At 35.2% G+C, this 17467-nt stretch carries 13 protein-coding genes and 3 tRNA genes; 10 read left to right on the plus strand and 6 right to left on the minus strand.

Annotated features, from left to right (window positions below; genetic code table 11):
- Positions 1 to 40: 40 nt before the first annotated feature.
- From dnaA to ACLNCP_RS02665, 3 genes are all read right to left on the minus strand, one after another.
- Positions 41 to 1402, minus strand: coding sequence for a chromosomal replication initiator protein DnaA (gene dnaA / locus ACLNCP_RS02655; protein ID WP_247953450.1), 1362 nt, complete (start codon positions 1400 to 1402; stop codon positions 41 to 43).
- 212 nt (positions 1403 to 1614) lie between these two features.
- Entirely contained in the window at positions 1615 to 2373 is a 759-nt protein-coding gene (locus ACLNCP_RS02660; RefSeq protein ID WP_227326001.1) for a ParB/RepB/Spo0J family partition protein, read from the minus strand.
- Between the two features lie 57 nt (positions 2374 to 2430).
- A complete protein-coding gene (locus ACLNCP_RS02665; RefSeq protein WP_227326002.1) occupies positions 2431 to 3612 on the minus strand; it encodes a S1C family serine protease in 1182 nt (393 codons plus the stop codon).
- 183 nt (positions 3613 to 3795) lie between these two features.
- On the opposite strand from ACLNCP_RS02665, the gene rlmH reads away from it, so the two are divergent.
- The 7 genes from rlmH (at position 3796) to ACLNCP_RS02700 (ending at position 6982) form a co-directional block, all read left to right on the plus strand.
- Complete coding sequence (gene rlmH / locus ACLNCP_RS02670; protein WP_424844002.1) at positions 3796 to 4275, plus strand: 23S rRNA (pseudouridine(1915)-N(3))-methyltransferase RlmH; 480 nt, start codon at positions 3796 to 3798, stop codon at positions 4273 to 4275.
- Positions 4276 to 4318: 43 nt separating this feature from the next.
- A tRNA-Arg gene (locus ACLNCP_RS02675) sits at positions 4319 to 4392 on the plus strand.
- 167 nt (positions 4393 to 4559) lie between these two features.
- Positions 4560 to 4685, plus strand: a complete 126-nt coding sequence (gene comC / locus ACLNCP_RS02680; RefSeq protein ID WP_049515623.1) for a competence-stimulating peptide ComC — start codon at positions 4560 to 4562, stop codon at positions 4683 to 4685.
- Positions 4686 to 4705: 20 nt separating this feature from the next.
- Positions 4706 to 6031 (plus strand): competence system sensor histidine kinase ComD, encoded by a 1326-nt coding sequence (gene comD, locus ACLNCP_RS02685; RefSeq protein WP_424844003.1) that lies wholly within the window; start codon positions 4706 to 4708, stop codon positions 6029 to 6031.
- Positions 6028 to 6780, plus strand: a complete 753-nt coding sequence (gene comE, locus ACLNCP_RS02690) for a competence system response regulator transcription factor ComE (RefSeq protein WP_033687624.1) — start codon at positions 6028 to 6030, stop codon at positions 6778 to 6780. The genes comD and comE overlap by 4 nt, the downstream gene beginning before the upstream one ends.
- 51 nt (positions 6781 to 6831) lie before the next feature.
- A tRNA-Glu gene (locus ACLNCP_RS02695) sits at positions 6832 to 6903 on the plus strand.
- A gap of 5 nt (positions 6904 to 6908) precedes the next feature.
- Positions 6909 to 6982, plus strand: a tRNA-Asn gene (locus ACLNCP_RS02700).
- A 39-nt stretch (positions 6983 to 7021) separates the two neighbouring features.
- Here the strand turns inward: ACLNCP_RS02700 and ACLNCP_RS02705 are convergent.
- Positions 7022 to 7564: a TetR/AcrR family transcriptional regulator gene (locus tag ACLNCP_RS02705; protein ID WP_001158275.1), complete on the minus strand. Its 543-nt coding sequence runs from the start codon at positions 7562 to 7564 to the stop codon at positions 7022 to 7024.
- A 127-nt stretch (positions 7565 to 7691) separates the two neighbouring features.
- On the opposite strand from ACLNCP_RS02705, the gene ACLNCP_RS02710 reads away from it, so the two are divergent.
- Positions 7692 to 10334 (plus strand): YhgE/Pip family protein, encoded by a 2643-nt coding sequence (locus ACLNCP_RS02710; RefSeq protein WP_424844004.1) that lies wholly within the window; start codon positions 7692 to 7694, stop codon positions 10332 to 10334.
- A 26-nt stretch (positions 10335 to 10360) separates the two neighbouring features.
- On the opposite strand, the gene ACLNCP_RS02715 is transcribed toward ACLNCP_RS02710, so the two are convergent.
- Complete coding sequence (locus ACLNCP_RS02715; protein ID WP_045612499.1) at positions 10361 to 12904, minus strand: YfhO family protein; 2544 nt, start codon at positions 12902 to 12904, stop codon at positions 10361 to 10363.
- A gap of 58 nt (positions 12905 to 12962) precedes the next feature.
- Complete coding sequence (locus tag ACLNCP_RS02720) at positions 12963 to 14585, minus strand: ATP-binding cassette domain-containing protein (RefSeq protein ID WP_000958782.1); 1623 nt, start codon at positions 14583 to 14585, stop codon at positions 12963 to 12965.
- 205 nt (positions 14586 to 14790) lie between these two features.
- On the opposite strand from ACLNCP_RS02720, the gene trpS reads away from it, so the two are divergent.
- Positions 14791 to 15816 carry a tryptophan--tRNA ligase gene (gene trpS / locus ACLNCP_RS02725; RefSeq protein WP_424844005.1) on the plus strand — a complete coding sequence of 342 codons (1026 nt, stop codon included), beginning with the start codon at positions 14791 to 14793 and terminating at the stop codon, positions 15814 to 15816.
- Positions 15817 to 15967: 151 nt separating this feature from the next.
- Positions 15968 to 17446, plus strand: a complete 1479-nt coding sequence (guaB, locus tag ACLNCP_RS02730) for an IMP dehydrogenase (protein ID WP_261019867.1) — start codon at positions 15968 to 15970, stop codon at positions 17444 to 17446.
- Positions 17447 to 17467 lie beyond the last annotated feature (21 nt).

The raw sequence follows: 17467 nt of genomic DNA on the forward strand, positions 1-17467 counted from the left end.
TGTGGATAAAAAAGATAATAAAGTAAAAGTTATCCACAAGTTATTTGATTTTCTTTTTGATTGATTCAATTTCTAAACGTAAATTATCGTCTTCATCAATCAAAGATTTAATTTTGGCATGGGCATGAATAACTGTTGTATGGTCTTTTCCACCAAATTCCTTCCCAATTTTTGGAAGACTATTATCTGTTAGTTCTCTAGATAAATACATGGCTACTTGACGGGCTAACACAATATTTTGAAGGCGTCTACTTCCCTTCATTTCTTTGACGCTGACACCATAAAAGTTACCAACTTCATTTTGAATTTTATCAATTGGGATGACGAGCATTTGGCTAACATCTTGTTTACGTGCTCGAATAGCCTCTGCAGCGATATCGATAGTGATATCCTTGATTTTTTTTACTCTGGCAATTAAAGTGATGTCGTTGATTGCTCCTTCAAGTTCTCGGACGTTTGAATCAAATTGCCCAGCTAGGTATTCTAGGGTATCACTTTGGAAATTGTAGTCTAAATGCTCTGTTTTGCTTTGTAAAATGGCAATACGTGTCTCAAAATCAGGTGGTGTGATGTTTTGCGTCAAGCCCCAGCTAAAGCGCGTGACAAGCCGTTCTTCAAGTCCCTCTAGGTGTTTAGGGCTACGATCACTAGTCAGAACAATTTGTTTTTGATTGTTATGGAGAACATTGAAAGTATTGAAAAATTCTTCCTGAGTTGCAACTTTTTTTCCACTCAGCGATTGAATATCATCAATTAACAAAAGATCGAGGCTACGGTAGGTTTTTTTGAATTTATCCATTTCACCCAGTCTCAGATGTTCAAGAAAGTCGTTGATAAAGCTTTCAGCAGGAATGTACTTAACACGCGCATCGGGAATATTTTTCAAAATCTCATTCCCAATGGCATTGAGTAAGTGAGTCTTACCAAGCCCAGGTCCTCCATAGATAAAAAGAGGATTATAGGTTAAGGCCAAATCTTCAGAGACAGCCAAAGCTGCTGATACTGCCCAGACATTTCCATCCCCCTGAATAAAATTATCAAAGGTATACTTTTCTTTTAATCCAGTATCCGAATAAGGAATAGATGCTAACTTTGGATTATAGTCATAAAGAGTTGAATTTGGAGCTTCTTCAACTTGTGAGATAGTCGTATATTGAGGTTTGATGAAAATATAGTGGGGAGTTATTTCAGCGTCATAAATTTCAAATCCAGCAACTACAATAATATCTTTTAGTTGTTTTTCCCAGACCATTTCCATTTCAGATCGTGGTAAAAATATAGTGGCAACATTTTCCTCTACCTTGATGAGTTCAGCTTGAATAGCATAGAAATCATACATGGATCGAGTCAGTCTTTCTTGAGCAAATTCTAATATACGATTCCAAAATTGTTTTTCTTTCAATCCTTTCTCCTCCTTTACTATTTAAAAGTTTAATGCTAGACTTATTTTACCATAGATAGTAAGAATTTTCCACAAGCTGTGAAAAATAATCCACAATGTTATCAAGTTTTATCCACAGATTGGGGATAAAATCAGAAACTGTTGATTTATTAAGCTTTTTATTGAAAAAAATAGTGGATAACCTTGTGAGATAAAAAAATAAAAGAACAGCCTTATTTCAGGCTGTTGATAATTCTACTGTATTCTTCTTGATTTGAAAAAGAAATAATAATTTTTCCATTGTCTTTTTTAGACAATTTGATTTCTACATCTAATCCGAGTAGTTTTTTTAACTGTTCTTCTTCATTTTGTATGAAATAATCATTTTTTTTCTGTTTCTTTTGTTTTTTCTTTGTCAGAAGAGCTTCTAACTTCCTTACAGAAATGTCTTCATATATAATCCGTTGAAAGAAATAGTCTTGTTGTTCCTTATTCAACCCAACTAGAGAACGCGCATGGGCTTGTGATAGTTTGCCATTTTCTACTTCTGAGAGGATCTGTTCTGGCAAGGACAGCAAGCGAATAGAGTTACTGATATAAGGACGAGACTTGCCCATTTTATCTGCAATTTCAGCATGGGTAAATCCTTTCTCTACAAGAGATTCATAGGCGCGTGCTTCTTCTATTGGATTTAAATTTTCTCTTTGCAAATTTTCAATGATGGACTGGACCATCATCTCTTGATCTGAAAGCTGTTTAACAACAGCTGGGATAGACCTTAGACCAGCTAAAAGTGAAGCCCGATAGCGTCTCTCTCCTGCAAGGATTTCATAACCAATAACAGGAGATTGACGAACAATAATCGGTTGAATGACCCCATTTTCTTTAATAGACTGTGCTAGTTCATGTAGTTTTTCTCCATCAAATTCTTTTCGAGGTTGATAGGGATTTTTTTGTATATCTGTGATAGAAATCATTTCAAATTTTTCCATGATTCTACACTAACACATCTTTTCTCTTATGTAAAGCTTTCTTTACATAGATGTCAATTAAGATTCTAAATCACCTGAACTCTTGTCAAGTTTAATAGATGTAGTTTCTTCTTTACCGTTACGATAGTAAGTTATCTTAATGGTGTCTCCGATAGAATGATTGTAAAGAGCACTTTGTAAGTCTGTTGATGAAGCAATGTCTTTGTCGTCTACTTTTGTAATAACATCGTATTTTTCAAGGTGACCATTGGCAGGCATATTGCTCTGCACAGAACGAACAACGACACCAGATGTTACATTGCTTGGAATATTCAGTCTTCTAAGATCACTTGTATTAATATTTGAGAGATTGACCATTTGGATGCCCAAAGCTGGACGAGTCACTTTTCCGTTCTTTTCTAACTGTTCAATAATATTGATAGCATCATTTGCAGGGATTGCGAAACCAAGACCTTCTACAGATGTTCCTCCATTTGTGGCAATTTTACTTGAGGTAATTCCGATAACCTGTCCTTGGATATTGATAAGTGGGCCACCAGAGTTACCTGGGTTAATAGCAGTATCAGTTTGGATGGCTTTTGTAGAAATGGCTTGTCCATCTTCAGATTTTAAGGACACATTTCGATTGAGACTAGATACGATACCTTGAGTAACAGTATTAGCATATTCAGAACCTAACGGGCTACCAATAGCAATAGCAGTTTCTCCTACGGTTAACTTGCTAGAATCACCAAACTCAGCTACTGTTGTCACTTTTTCTGAAGAGATTTTGACGACAGCAATATCAGAGAAAGTGTCAGCTCCGACAATTTCTCCGGGTACTTTAGTTCCATCTGACAAACGAATATCTACTTTGCTGGCACCATTTATAACGTGATTATTGGTGACAATGTAAGCTTCTTTGTCATTTTTTTTATAAATAACCCCAGATCCTTCACTAGAGATTTGTTGAGAATCTGTGTCAGTATCATCATTGCCAAATACGCTATTTTGTCTGTTTGCCGAATAAGTAATAACAGAAACAACAGCATCTTTTACTTTGTTAACAGCCTGTGTTGTTGAATTTTCGTTCTTATAGGCAGTCTGTGTAATGGTGCTATTGTTGTTAGAGGTACTTACAGTACTTTTTTGAGTTAGTTGGTTTATTGAAAAGCTACCCAAAGCCCCACTAAAAAAGCTAATGACGATAACGACTAATAATTGAAACCCTTTTTTGTAAAATGTTTTTAAATGTTTCATATTTGCCTCCATATTTTTGAATTACTGAAAGTATAAACTGACTAACTTAATTATAACTTAAACACAAAAAGTTTTTCACAGATTGTGGATAACTTTCAAAAATCTGTGGTTTTCTCGGCTAAAATTAACCTTTTATTTTGTGAATAAGATGTGAAAAAATAGAGAATATGTTAGAATAGAGTCATGAAAATTAAAGTTGTAACAGTTGGGAAACTGAAAGAAAAGTATTTAAAAGATGGTATTGCAGAGTATTCAAAACGAATTTCTCGATTTGCTAAGCTTGAAATGATTGAGCTAGCAGATGAAAAAACACCAGATAGGGCCAGTGAATCAGAAAATCAAAAGATTTTAGAAATAGAAGGTCAGAGAATTTTATCAAAAGTTGATGACCGTGATTTCGTTATTGTGTTGGCTATCGAAGGGAAAACTTTCTCCTCAGAAGAATTTAGTAAGAAGTTAGAAGAAGCTTCTATAAAAGGATTTTCTACTCTTACCTTTATTATTGGAGGAAGTCTGGGATTAGCACAGGATGTAAAAAAGAGAGCCAATCTTTCTGTTAGTTTTGGCCGTTTAACCTTGCCCCATCAGTTAATGAGACTAGTCCTTGTTGAACAAATCTATCGCGCTTTTACAATACAGCAGGGCTCGCCCTATCATAAATAGAAAATTGACTTTCAATTGAATTTTTGGTAGAATAACTGTATTAGGTCTCATAGCTCAGCTGGATAGAGCATTCGCCTTCTAAGCGAACGGTCGCAGGTTCGAATCCTGCTGGGATCAATAATATAGTAGCAAAGCTGGGAATTTTCCCGGCTTTTTTCTTAAAAAAGTACACTTGGGGAGAAAAAAATGACAGTTGAGAGAATTTTATCTAAAATGAAATTCCATTTTGTATAATGGTTTTTGTAAGTTAGCTTACAAGAAAAAAACATTGAGGAGATTTTATTATGAAAAACACAGTTAAATTGGAACAGTTTGTAGCCTTGAAGGAAAAAGACTTACAAAAGATTCAAGGTGGGGAAAGTAGACTGTCAAAATTACTCCGTGATTTTATTTTCAAAATAAAACAGTAATGAAATAAGGAGAAAGAGTAATGAATTTGCTTGGATTTGGTACAGTTATTGTTTATTTTTTAATTATTAGTTACAGTTACCATTTAATTTGTAAAGGTCAAGTAAATAGAAGAGAACTATACGTTTTTGGTGCTTATACATTACTGACAGCAATAGCACTTGATTTTCCCTTATATCTTCTAAATTTAGATGGGTTAGGGATTGCAACATTTTTATTTCCTTTGGGTTTATATTCCTATTTTCGATGGATTAAACAGTATGAGAGGGATAGAGGACTATTCCTAAGTTTACTACTATCTCTTTTATATGAGAGCACTCATAACTTTTTGTCCGTAACTTTATCCTCTCTAACAGGAGACAATTTTGTTTTACAATATTATGAACCATTCTTTTTCCTTGTAACGGTGTTGACTTATGTCGTTATCTTAAAAATCATTCATTATTTCCATTTGGATCTAAACTATTTTGATAAAGACTACCTCTATCCTTTCTTGACAAAAGTATTTTTTGCTTTGCTACTGCTCCATATTGTATCTTTCGTTTCAGATATGGTAAGTACGATTAAACATTTGAATAGTTTTGGAAGTATTTTATCATCTATCGTCTTTATTTCTCTCCTTTTAACCTTTTTTGCAATGAATTCACATAAAGATCAAATGGAGAAAGAGATTGCTTTGAAGCAGAAGAAATTTGAACAGAAACATTTACAAAACTACACAGATGAAATTGTCGGTTTGTATAATGAAATTCGTGGTTTTCGACATGATTATGCTGGGATGCTTGTCAGTATGCAGATGGCAATTGACAGTGGTAATTTACAGGAAATTGACAGAGTTTACAACGAAGTTTTGGTTAAAGCCAATCACAAACTGCGCTCAGATAAGTGCACTTACTTTGATTTGAACAACATAGAAGATTCAGCTTTACGAAGTTTGGTTGCTCAGTCAATTGTCTATGCTCGAAATAACGGTGTAGAGTTTACACTGGAAGTAAAAGATATAATTACTAGACTACCAATAGACCTGCTGGATTTAGTTCGTATTATGAGTGTTTTATTGAACAATGCTGTCGAAGGATCGGCTGATAGTTATAAAAAGCAGATGGAAGTAGCAGTTATTAAGATGGAAACTGAAACAGTGATTGTGATTCAGAATTCATGTAAAATGACGATGACTCCTTCAGGAGATCTATTTGCTTTAGGATTCTCTACTAAGGGAAGAAATCGCGGAGTAGGATTAAATAATGTGAAAGAACTACTGGATAAGTACAACAACATTATTTTAGAAACAGAGATGGAAGGCAGTACATTTAGACAAATCATTAGATTTAAGAGGGAATTTGAATGAAAGTTTTAATTTTAGAAGATGTTATTGAACATCAAGTGAGACTAGAGAGAATATTGGATGAAATTTCGAAAGAATCGAATATTCCAATATCATACAAGACAACGGGAAAAGTTCGTGAGTTTAAGGAATATATCGAAAATGATGAAGTAAACCAGCTTTATTTTCTAGATATTGATATTCATGGAATTGAGAAAAAGGGATTTGAAGTGGCTCAGCTCATTCGTCATTACAATCCTTACGCTATTATCGTCTTTATCACCAGTCGATCAGAGTTTGCGACTCTAACCTATAAATATCAGGTATCAGCCTTAGATTTTGTTGATAAGGATATCAATGATGAGTTATTTAAGAAGAGAATTGAGCAGAATATCTTCTACACGAAGAGTATGTTACTTGAAAATGAAGATGTGGTAGATTATTTTGACTACAATTACAAGGGAAATGATTTAAAAATCCCTTACCATGACATTCTGTATATTGAAACGACAGGAGTCTCTCATAAATTGCGCATTATTGGTAAGAATTTTGCAAAAGAATTTTATGGTACCATGACAGATATTCAGGAAAAGGACAAACATACTCAGCGATTTTATTCTCCTCATAAGTCATTTTTGGTAAATATAGGCAACATCAGAGAAATTGATAGAAAGAATTTAGAAATTGTTTTCTATGAAGACCATCGTTGTCCTATTTCAAGATTAAAAATTAGAAAATTAAAAGATATTCTAGAGAAAAAAACTCAAAAGTAATTGACAATTAGCAAGAAATTGATATAATGGTTATATCTGCTACAGATAGAAGGTCCGTTGGTCAAGGGGTTAAGACACCGCCTTTTCACGGCGGTAACACGGGTTCGAATCCCGTACGGACTATTTTATCCGCCATAGCTCAGTTGGTAGTAGCGCATGACTGTTAATCATGATGTCGTAGGTTCGAGTCCTACTGGCGGAGTGTAGATAAAAAGGAACACAGCTGTGTTCCTTTTTTGTATCAATTTGTATCACCAAGCATTTTCATAAGGAAGTCTGTTATTTCTTGAGGACTTTCTTTTTTTCCATGTGCAATCCAAGTTTGGCAAACACCAAAAAGTGCGTGAGTTAGATAGATGCTACTGTATTCTAATTCAGTGGTATTGAGATTCAGTTGCATAAATCGCTTTTGTAAATCTGTACTGAGCATGATATGAAGTTTATTTCGTAAGAAATTTTGGATTTCTTTCGTCCCATTTTCAGAAAGAAGGGCAGCCAGAAGTGGTTCTGATTCTAGATATTCAAATACTTCTAAAATGGCATCTCTTTTGTGATGAGCATGTTTTTGAAAAATATATTCAAATGTATGGAATAGTTTGCTTTGATAGTGCTCAATCATATCATACTTATCCTTATAGTGAGTATAGAAGCTGGAACGACTAATTCCGGCTTTTTCTGCTAACTTGACAGTAGAAATTTGATCAAATGGCTGTTCCATCAGTAATTGTACCATAGCATTTTCAATAGTTCGCTTTGTTTTTAAGCGTTTGTTACTTTCTTGCATATTTCCTCCTTGTAAACAAATTAGACTATATGTCTAAAAATGAATTTTTTATCTTGTAATTTAGATTTTTTAATGTATAATCTATTATATCAAAATTTTAGACAATATGTTTAAAAAAGGAGAAGATATGTTTAAAGAATGGAAAGCAATTTTTAAAAAACCAACCTTTATTATTGTCATGATAGGGATTTCTCTTATTCCAGCTCTGTACAATATCATATTTTTGTCATCAATGTGGGATCCATATGGGCAATTGTCTGACTTACCTGTGGCAGTTGTCAATAATGATAAAGAGGCTTCCTATAATGGTAATAGCATGGCAATAGGAAAAGACATGGTGTCCAATTTAAAAGAAAATAAAACCTTAGATTTTCATTTCGTAGATGAAGAGGAAGGTAAGAAGGGATTGGAAGATGGCGATTACTATATGGTAGTGACTTTACCAAGTGATTTATCTGAAAAAGCAGCTTCGATTTTAACGGATCATCCAGAGCAAATGAAAATCGATTATCAGACTTCAAGTGGTCATAGTTTTATTGCTAGCAAGATGAGCGATTCTGCGATGACACAATTGAAGCAGAATGTTTCTACCAATGTAACCGAGACCTATACTAAAGCTTTATTTGATAAGATGGTCGAATTAAAAGATGGTATGAGTCAAGCAGCTTCTGGTAGTGAAAAATTAACTGATGGAGCGAATCAATTAGTGACAGGAAGTCAAACATTAACTACCAACCTGCACTCTTTAGCAGATTCAAGTTTAACATTTTCAAATGGAACGGAGCAGTTTACTAAAGGATTATCTGCTTATGTCTCTGGTGTTGAACAACTTCATCTTGGCTTAGGGACTTTTAATAGTGGTTTAGTTACATATACTGGTGCGGTGAGTCAATTAGATAGCGGGCTAGGCCAATTAGCTTCTAAAAGTCCTGAATTAGTGAGGGGAATTAATCAATTATATACTGGTGTAGAATCCTATACTGGCGGTGTTTCTCAGCTCAATGCTGGTCTTAATCAATTTTCATCTGGTGTTAGTGCCTACACCAATGGAGTGGGAAGTCTTGCAACAGGTGCTAATCAGTTATCTAATCAATCAGCTACACTTCGAATGGGGGTGGAGCAATTAAGTGAAGGGATCCAACAGCTTTCTAGCAAGTTAGATGCTTCGTCTGAGCAAAAAGATCAAATTAATCAATTATCTTCTGGTCTAAATCAGTTAAATCAAGCCATTCAAAATATTGATGTTGGAAATACAAAACAATTAGATTCTGTTTTATCAAGTATAGTATCTCTTTCTAATCAAATGTTAGCAAGTTCTCAGTCTGATAAAGCGACTACATTAGCCAATATTCAATCGACAGCAGCTTATCAATCTTTGACAAGTGAGCAACAAGCTGAAATAAGTGCTTCTGTATCTCAAAATTCGACTGATAGTATTCAATCATCACAGTCAATTGTAGCTTTAGTTCAAGGTTTACAGGGAAGTTTAGAAAACTTACAAAATCAATCTTCTAATCTTTCGACTTTAAAAAATCAAGCTAATCAAGTATTACCGCTTGCTTCTACTTCTTTGACAGGATTGTCAAGTGGATTAACAGATATACAAGGAGCTGTTACTAGCAAATTAGTTCCTGCTAGTCAGTCGATTGCATCAGGTGTAAACGCATATACTGTAGGTGTTGATAAAGTTTCTCAGGGCACAAGTCAACTAAGCGAAAAGAATTCCACCTTGACAGGTAGTTTGGATCAACTAGTTTCAGGCTCAACTACCTTGACACAAAAATCTTCTAACTTGACAGCAGGAGTTGGTCAATTAGTTGAAAAAACTCCAGAATTAGTGTCTGGTATTGAAAAATTATCAACTGGCTCTAACCAATTGAATCAAAAGAGTCAAGAATTGATAGCAGGAGTTGATAAATTGCAGTCAGGATCTAGCCAACTAGCTGACAAATCCAGTCAGTTAATTTCAGGTGCTTCTCAATTAGAGAATGGAGCTAATAAATTGGCAGATGGAGCTGGGAAACTAGCAGAAGGTGGAACAAAGTTAACTTCTGGATTGGAAGGTTTACAGACAGGAGTTGCTTCTTTAGGAAAAGGACTAAGTAATGCTAGTGATCAACTTAAATCAGCATCAACGGAATCTAAAAATGCAGAGATTTTGTCAAATCCACTCAATCTTTCCAAAACAGACAATGACCAAGTTCCTGTAAATGGAATCGCAATGGCTCCTTATATGATATCAGTTGCTCTCTTTGTTGCAGCAATATCAACGAATATGATCTTTGCGAAGTTGCCTTCAGGACGTCATCCGGAGAGCCGTTGGGCTTGGTTGAAATCTCGAGCTGAAATAAATGGTATTATAGCTGTTTTAGCAGGAATTTTGGTATATGGAGGAGTTCATCTTATTGGTTTAACTGCAAATCATGAGATGAGAACATTTATTCTCATTATCCTAACAAGTTTAGTATTCATGTCCATGGTGACCGCTTTAACAACATGGAATAGCCGTATAGGAGCTTTCTTCTCTCTTATCTTGCTTTTATTACAGTTAGCATCAAGTGCAGGTACTTACCCACTTGCTTTGACAAATGATTTCTTTAGAGCCATTAATCCCTGGTTACCAATGAGTTATTCAGTTTCTGGATTACGAGAAACAATCTCTATGACAGGAAATATTCATCAGCAAGCCATTTTCCTAGCTGTCATACTAGCTCTATTTACTGGTTTAGGTATGCTAGCCTATCAACCTAAGAAAATGGAAGAATATTAAAAAAATCGACCAATTGGTCGATTTTTTTATGTATTAGATGTCTTTCGTTTGTGATTATAAATTCCAAATAGTAAAAGTGAAGTAAAGGAACAGATTGATCCAGTAATAAAACCATTGGGAATAAAGGAAAGTGTAATAGTTCCTTTTCCTTTAGGAATATCAACTTTCATAAAACCAGTTTGAGCTTGTTTAATTTCTATTTTCTTACCATCTTGGTAGGCAGACCAGCCTTTGTCATAAGGAATGGTGAAGAAAATGGACGTATCTTGTTTGATATCATATGTAGCAAAGACCTTGTTTTTAGAAGTTGATACTGTGACAGGTTGTTCTTTAATTTTTTGAATTGCCTCGGTGAAAGTTTTGGTATCTAAACGATAGAAGGTAGGAGATTCAAATGATACTTGTGAATTTCCAGGGAAACTAACATTGATATTGAAAGTTTTTTTCTCTTTTGTATAGCCTAGATTAAAGAAGGAGAAGACATTATCAGTTGTAAAAGTTTTCTTTTCTCCATTTACAAGGATGTCAACCTTTTTTTGTTTGTCATTAGAAAAGTGAAGGTTTGTGATAGAAAGATAAACTTGACTGTTTTCGGGAACCTCAATTTGATACTGGATTGCTGCATCCTCATTTGAAGAACTTGTAACAGTAATTAAATCATCAGTATTCTCTGTTTTGTCATAAGGGATCGGAGAAAAATAATCAAAATTGACATTAGCAAGTTGATTTAAAAATGAGGCCTGATTATCCAAGGTATGTTCATTGAACTTGACATCATTGTAAACAGATTGACTAGCAAATGCAATCGGAAGAGAGTATTGATTTTCATATAGGGTAAGATTATCTTTTTGATAGATATCTTGGAATCCATACTTATCAATAGGACTGTCTGATATATTGTACTGTATGCTAAATAAACTATCAGCCAAAATACTATTGTTAGCATAGCGGAGATTGAGATTAGTACCAGAGGATTTAAAACCAAGTTTATCTAAAGTAGAGCTTGCTGAACGATTTCGAACAGATGAAAATTGAGATATTCCATTGTAGTTGAATTTCATACTGTCATTTCCTGTCTGAGTCTCTAGTTTTTCAGTACGAGTAAATTGATTTCCAATATCTGTTGAGAAAGATTCCATAGCTGGGATATCTCGATTATATGCACTTCGAGAAGCAAATCCCCATTCCTTAGCAATTCCATCCATTTGAGATGAAGCATTTAAACTTATTTCAACCATTATAAATAAAGAGATTAGAATGGCAAATAGATTTACAGAGATAAACTTTTTGATAACTGCAAGGAGTAAAAGAGAATAGACAACTAAAAATTCAAGAGTAAGCAGAATATTCAAATCTGTTAAAAAAGAATAATGTGATTTTAGATAGATGGTAGCTAAAAATCCTGTTACTATAAGAAAAAGCGAAACTAAAAAATTCCAGATTTTAATTTCTTTCAGACGATTTAAGACTTCCGCTGCTGTGTAAATTAACAAGGTAGAGAAAATCCAAGCATAGCGATGTAAAAACATATTTGGAGTATGCATACCTTGCCAAAATAAATCAAGAGCTTCTATATAAAAGCTGGCAATTAGAAATGCAAAGAAAATTGCATAGATAAGTTTCACGTGAAACTTAATAGATTTCAGCGTAAAAAATAAAATGGTCAAAATAAAGGGAAGTAGTCCAACAAAAATCATTGGGATGGCCCCATACTTTGTTGTATCAAATGAACCAATGAATTGCTTAGCAAAAAGATCAAGATACCAGCTACTTTCAGTTTGAAACTTTGTAATTTCAGTTAATTTTTCCCCATGTGTCTGTAAATCAAATAGAGTAGGAAGAGTCAGAATCAAACTAGCCATACCAGCTAAAACGGAGGTGATTATGAAATCAAGAAAAGATGATTTTCGAGTTTTAAAGTCCCAAGAAATTTGGCAGAGATACCAGAAAATAAGAAACAATGCTGTCATATAGCCAAAATAATAATTTTGAATAAATAAAATTGACAGACTTGTAAAGTATAATAGGATTTTTTTTTCAGTGATAATCAGATGTAAACCAGTTATAATTAAAGGAATCAAGATAAAAACATCTAGCCAGGTTTTTATCTCTAATTGACTGACAGTGAAACTCATCAGAGCATAGGAAGTAGATAAAGCTATTTTTAAAGGTTTAAGAATCGATTGAAATAATTTATTTAAACTAAAGTAAGTTGACAAACCAATCAATCCAAATTTTAAGAGAGTTGTCAGATAGACAGCATCTGGCATATTAGTTAGATCAAAAAAGTAAACTAGTGGTGAAAAGAAACTACCCAAGTAATAACTAGATAGGGCATAGAAATTTAATCCGAGACCACTTGTAAAGGTGTAAAACAGACTACCATTTCCATGTAGGATATTTCTTAGAGCTATATCAAAAATAACGTATTGATGAAACCCGTCTCCTAATAGTGGAGATGTATCGCTATTCCAGTAGATACCTTGAGATAGATATACTCCTATCATAATGATTATGGGAATGATGAAAGAAACAAAATAGGTCCAATATGTTTTAAAAAATAATTTCATGTTACCTCATAAAATGTTAGAAAACTCAGCTGGTTAACCCAACTGAGTTTTGAAGATTTTAGTCTTTCCAAAGTTCTTTAACTTTTGCTTGTACTTCTGCATTCTCTAGGAATTCATCATAGGTTTCATCTATACGGTCAATGACGCCATTTTTAGACAAGACAATGATATGGTTGGCTAGAGTTTGAATAAACTCGTGGTCATGGCTGGCAAAGATGATTGATTCTTTAAAGTTTTTCAATCCATCATTCAAGCTTGAGATAGATTCCAAGTCCAAGTGATTGGTTGGATCATCAAGTACAAGGACATTTGATTTTAAGAGCATGAGTTTTGAAAGCATGACACGAACTTTTTCTCCCCCTGACAAGACATTTACAGGTTTGTTAACCTCATCTCCAGAGAAGAGCATACGGCCGAGGAAGCCACGTAGGAAAGTATTGTCATCTTCTTCTTTACTTGCGAATTGACGTAACCAGTCAAGGATTGACTCTCCTCCTGCAAAATCTGCCGAGTTATCTTTTGGCAAGTAAGAACGGCTAGTAGTTACTCCCCACTTGACAGTTCCTTCATAGTCAATGTCCCCCATGATTGCACGAATTAATGCAGTCGTTTGGATGTCATTTTGACCAATAAGAGCTGTCTTATCACCTGGACGCAAGATAAAGCTGATATTATCTAAAATAGTCTCACCATCAATCTTTACAGTTAGATTTTCTACTGTCAAGAGATCATTACCAATCTCACGTTCCGCTTTAAAGTTGATAAATGGATATTTACGACTAGATGGAACAATTTCTTCTAGTTCAATCTTATCAAGCATTTTCTTACGTGATGTTGCTTGTCTTGATTTAGAAGCATTGGCAGAGAAACGAGCAACGAACTCTTGCAATTGTTTAATTTTTTCTTCTGCTTTGGCATTACGGTCTGCTAGCAATTTAGCAGCGAGTTCAGAAGATTCCTTCCAGAAGTCATAGTTTCCGACATAGAGTTTGATTTTTCCAAAGTCAAGGTCGGCCATGTGAGTACATACTTTGTTTAAGAAGTGACGGTCGTGGGATACTACGATAACTGTGTTATCAAAGTCAATCAAGAAGTCTTCTAACCAAGTAATCGATTGGATGTCCAAACCGTTGGTAGGCTCGTCCAATAGAAGCACATCTGGTTTACCAAAAAGTGCTTTGGCAAGGAGAACTTTTACTTTTTCACCGTTGGCCAATTCGCTCATGTTTTGATAGTGCAATTCTTCTGGAATGTTTAGGTTTTGAAGGAGTTGAGAGGCTTCACTTTCTGCTTCCCAACCTCCAAGCTCGGCAAACTCTCCTTCGAGTTCGGCAGCACGCACTCCATCCTCATCTGAGAAATTTTCCTTCATGTAGATGGCATCTTTCTCCTTCATGATGCTATAAAGTTTTTCATTTCCCATGATAACGACATCAATGGCACGTTCATCTTCATAGTCAAAGTGATTTTGACGAAGAACAGAGAGACGTTCATCTGGACCAAGAGAGATGTGACCAGTAGTAGGTTCGATATCTCCAGCTAAAATTTTTAAAAAGGTTGATTTTCCAGCACCATTAGCACCAATTAATCCATAAGTATTTCCTTCTGTAAATTTGATATTGACATCATCAAAAAGTTTACGATCACTAAAACGTAGTGAAACATCAGATACTGTAAGCAATGTTTTTCTCCTATATGTGTAATATATTTATTCTACTAGAAAATACGGAAATATTCAAATTTTTATCTGTCAATTTTGTGTAAATTATGTTTACAACTCTCTTTACAAAAAGCAGTAAATAGCAAGGTTGATTTATTTTGATAAATTGCAGTTATTTCATTAAAAAAATGCTATAATTGAAGGGACTATATCGAAGGAGAACAAAATGACTAAACCCATTATTTTAACAGGAGACCGTCCAACAGGAAAATTGCATATTGGACATTATGTTGGAAGTCTCAAAAATCGAGTATTATTACAGGAAGAGGATAAGTATGACATGTTTGTGTTCTTGGCTGACCAACAAGCCTTGACAGATCACGCCAAAGATCCTCAAACCATTATAGAGTCTATCGGAAATGTAGCTTTGGATTATCTTGCAGTTGGATTGGATCCGAGTAAATCAACTATTTTTATTCAAAGCCAAATTCCAGAATTAGCTGAGTTGTCTATGTACTATATGAATCTAGTTTCATTAGCACGTTTGGAACGAAATCCGACAGTAAAAACAGAGATTGCTCAGAAAGGGTTTGGAGAAAGCATTCCGACAGGATTCTTGGTCTATCCAATCGCTCAAGCAGCTGACATCACAGCTTTCAAGGCTAATTATGTTCCTGTTGGGACAGATCAGAAACCAATGATTGAGCAAACCCGTGAGATTGTTCGTTCTTTTAACAATGCATATAACTGTGATGTTTTGGTAGAACCGGAAGGTATTTATCCAGAAAATGAGAGAGCAGGGCGTTTGCCTGGTTTAGATGGAAATGCTAAAATGTCTAAATCACTCAATAATGGTATTTATTTAGCTGATGATGCGGATACTTTGCGTAAAAAAGTGATGAGTATGTATACAGATCCAGATCATATTCGGGTGGAAGATCCAGGTAAGATTGAGGGAAATATGGTTTTCCATTATCTAGATGTTTTTGGTCGTCCAGAAGATGCTCAAGAAATTGCTGACATGAAAGAACATTATCAACGAGGTGGTCTTGGTGATGTGAAGACCAAGCGTTATCTACTTGAAATATTAGAACGTGAACTGGGTCCTATTCGTGAGCGCCGTATTGAATTTGCTAAGGATATGGGAGAAGTTTATAATATGCTTCAAAAAGGTAGTGAAAGAGCGCGTGAAGTTGCGGGTCAAACCCTATCTGAGGTTAAAGGGGCAATGGGACTTCATTACTTCAAATAAGTTTATTTTACAAGAAACTATCATTTCTATCTCAAAGAAAAGATAGTTTTTTATTTACCCCTGTAACATTTGACAAATTTTTATAGAATGGTATGATAGATACAATATAAAAAGAGTCAAGCTCAAAAAGAAAGAAAAGAGGAAACTTCGAATGTCTAATTGGGACACTAAATTTTTGAAAAAAGGTTTTACCTTTGATGATGTATTGCTTATTCCAGCTGAAAGTCATGTGTTGCCTAACGATGCAGATTTAACAACTAAATTGGCAGATAATTTGACTTTAAATATCCCAATTATTACCGCTGCCATGGACACAGTTACAGAGAGTCAAATGGCCATTGCTATTGCTCGTGCAGGCGGTCTCGGAGTTATCCATAAAAACATGTCAATTGCTCAACAAGCAGAAGAGGTTCGTAAGGTAAAACGTTCTGAAAATGGAGTTATTATTGATCCGTTCTTCTTGACGCCTGAACATACAATTGCTGAAGCAGATGAGCTTATGGGTCGTTACCGCATCAGTGGTGTTCCAGTTGTTGAAACACTTGAAAATCGTAAATTGGTTGGTATTTTGACAAACCGAGATCTTCGTTTTATTTCAGATTATAACCAACCAATCTCGAACCATATGACTAGTGAAAATCTTGTTACTGCTCCTGTGGGTACAGATCTTGCAACAGCTGAAAGTATTCTTCAAGAACACCGTATTGAAAAACTTCCTTTGGTAGATGAAGCAGGTCGTCTTTCTGGTTTGATTACTATCAAAGATATTGAAAAAGTTATTGAGTTTCCAAATGCTGCTAAAGATGAGTTTGGTCGTCTACTAGTTGCAGGTGCAGTAGGTGTTACTTCAGATACATTTGAACGTGCAGAGGCTCTTTTTGAAGCAGGAGCGGATGCGATTGTTATTGATACTGCACATGGTCATTCTGCAGGTGTCTTGCGTAAAATTGCTGAGATTCGTGCTCACTTCCCAGATCGTACTTTGATTGCTGGAAATATTGCAACAGCTGAGGGTGCACGCGCACTTTATGAAGCGGGTGTAGACGTTGTTAAGGTTGGTATTGGACCAGGCTCTATCTGTACTACTCGTGTGATTGCTGGTGTCGGTGTTCCGCAAGTAACAGCTATCTATGATGCTGCAGCTGTTGCGCGTGAATATGGTAAAACGATCATTGCTGATGGAGGAATCAAGTACTCTGGAGATATTGTAAAAGCCCTTGCTGCAGGTGGAAATGCAGTTATGCTTGGATCAATGTTTGCTGGAACAGATGAAGCGCCAGGAGAAACGGAAATCTTCCAAGGACGTAAGTTTAAGACTTACCGTGGTATGGGATCAATTGCTGCAATGAAGAAAGGTTCAAGTGACCGTTACTTCCAAGGTTCTGTCAATGAAGCAAACAAACTCGTTCCAGAAGGAATTGAAGGTCGTGTTGCTTATAAAGGTGCTGCAGCTGATATTGTCTTCCAAATGATTGGAGGTATTCGCTCTGGTATGGGTTACTGTGGTGCAGCTAACCTTAAAGAACTACACGATAATGCTCAATTTATTGAAATGTCTGGTGCTGGTTTGAAAGAAAGCCACCCTCATGATGTACAAATTACTAATGAGGCACCAAATTATTCTATGTAAAAAACAATCAAAAGAACTCCT

It is taken from the genome of Streptococcus sp. CL6.35 (assembly GCF_049737915.1).
Classification (GTDB): Bacteria; Bacillota; Bacilli; order Lactobacillales; family Streptococcaceae; genus Streptococcus.

Coding starts and splice junctions, on each gene's coding strand:
- ACLNCP_RS02660 (WP_227326001.1), bottom strand. CDS start 2,373: ATGGAAAAATTTGAAATGATTTCTATCACAGATATACAAAAAAATCCC.
- ACLNCP_RS02665 (WP_227326002.1), bottom strand. CDS start 3,612: ATGAAACATTTAAAAACATTTTACAAAAAAGGGTTTCAATTATTAGTC.
- rlmH (WP_424844002.1), top strand. CDS start 3,796: ATGAAAATTAAAGTTGTAACAGTTGGGAAACTGAAAGAAAAGTATTTA.
- comC (WP_049515623.1), top strand. CDS start 4,560: ATGAAAAACACAGTTAAATTGGAACAGTTTGTAGCCTTGAAGGAAAAA.
- comD (WP_424844003.1), top strand. CDS start 4,706: ATGAATTTGCTTGGATTTGGTACAGTTATTGTTTATTTTTTAATTATT.
- comE (WP_033687624.1), top strand. CDS start 6,028: ATGAAAGTTTTAATTTTAGAAGATGTTATTGAACATCAAGTGAGACTA.
- ACLNCP_RS02705 (WP_001158275.1), bottom strand. CDS start 7,564: ATGCAAGAAAGTAACAAACGCTTAAAAACAAAGCGAACTATTGAAAAT.
- ACLNCP_RS02710 (WP_424844004.1), top strand. CDS start 7,692: ATGTTTAAAGAATGGAAAGCAATTTTTAAAAAACCAACCTTTATTATT.
- ACLNCP_RS02715 (WP_045612499.1), bottom strand. CDS start 12,904: ATGAAATTATTTTTTAAAACATATTGGACCTATTTTGTTTCTTTCATC.
- trpS (WP_424844005.1), top strand. CDS start 14,791: ATGACTAAACCCATTATTTTAACAGGAGACCGTCCAACAGGAAAATTG.
- guaB (WP_261019867.1), top strand. CDS start 15,968: ATGTCTAATTGGGACACTAAATTTTTGAAAAAAGGTTTTACCTTTGAT.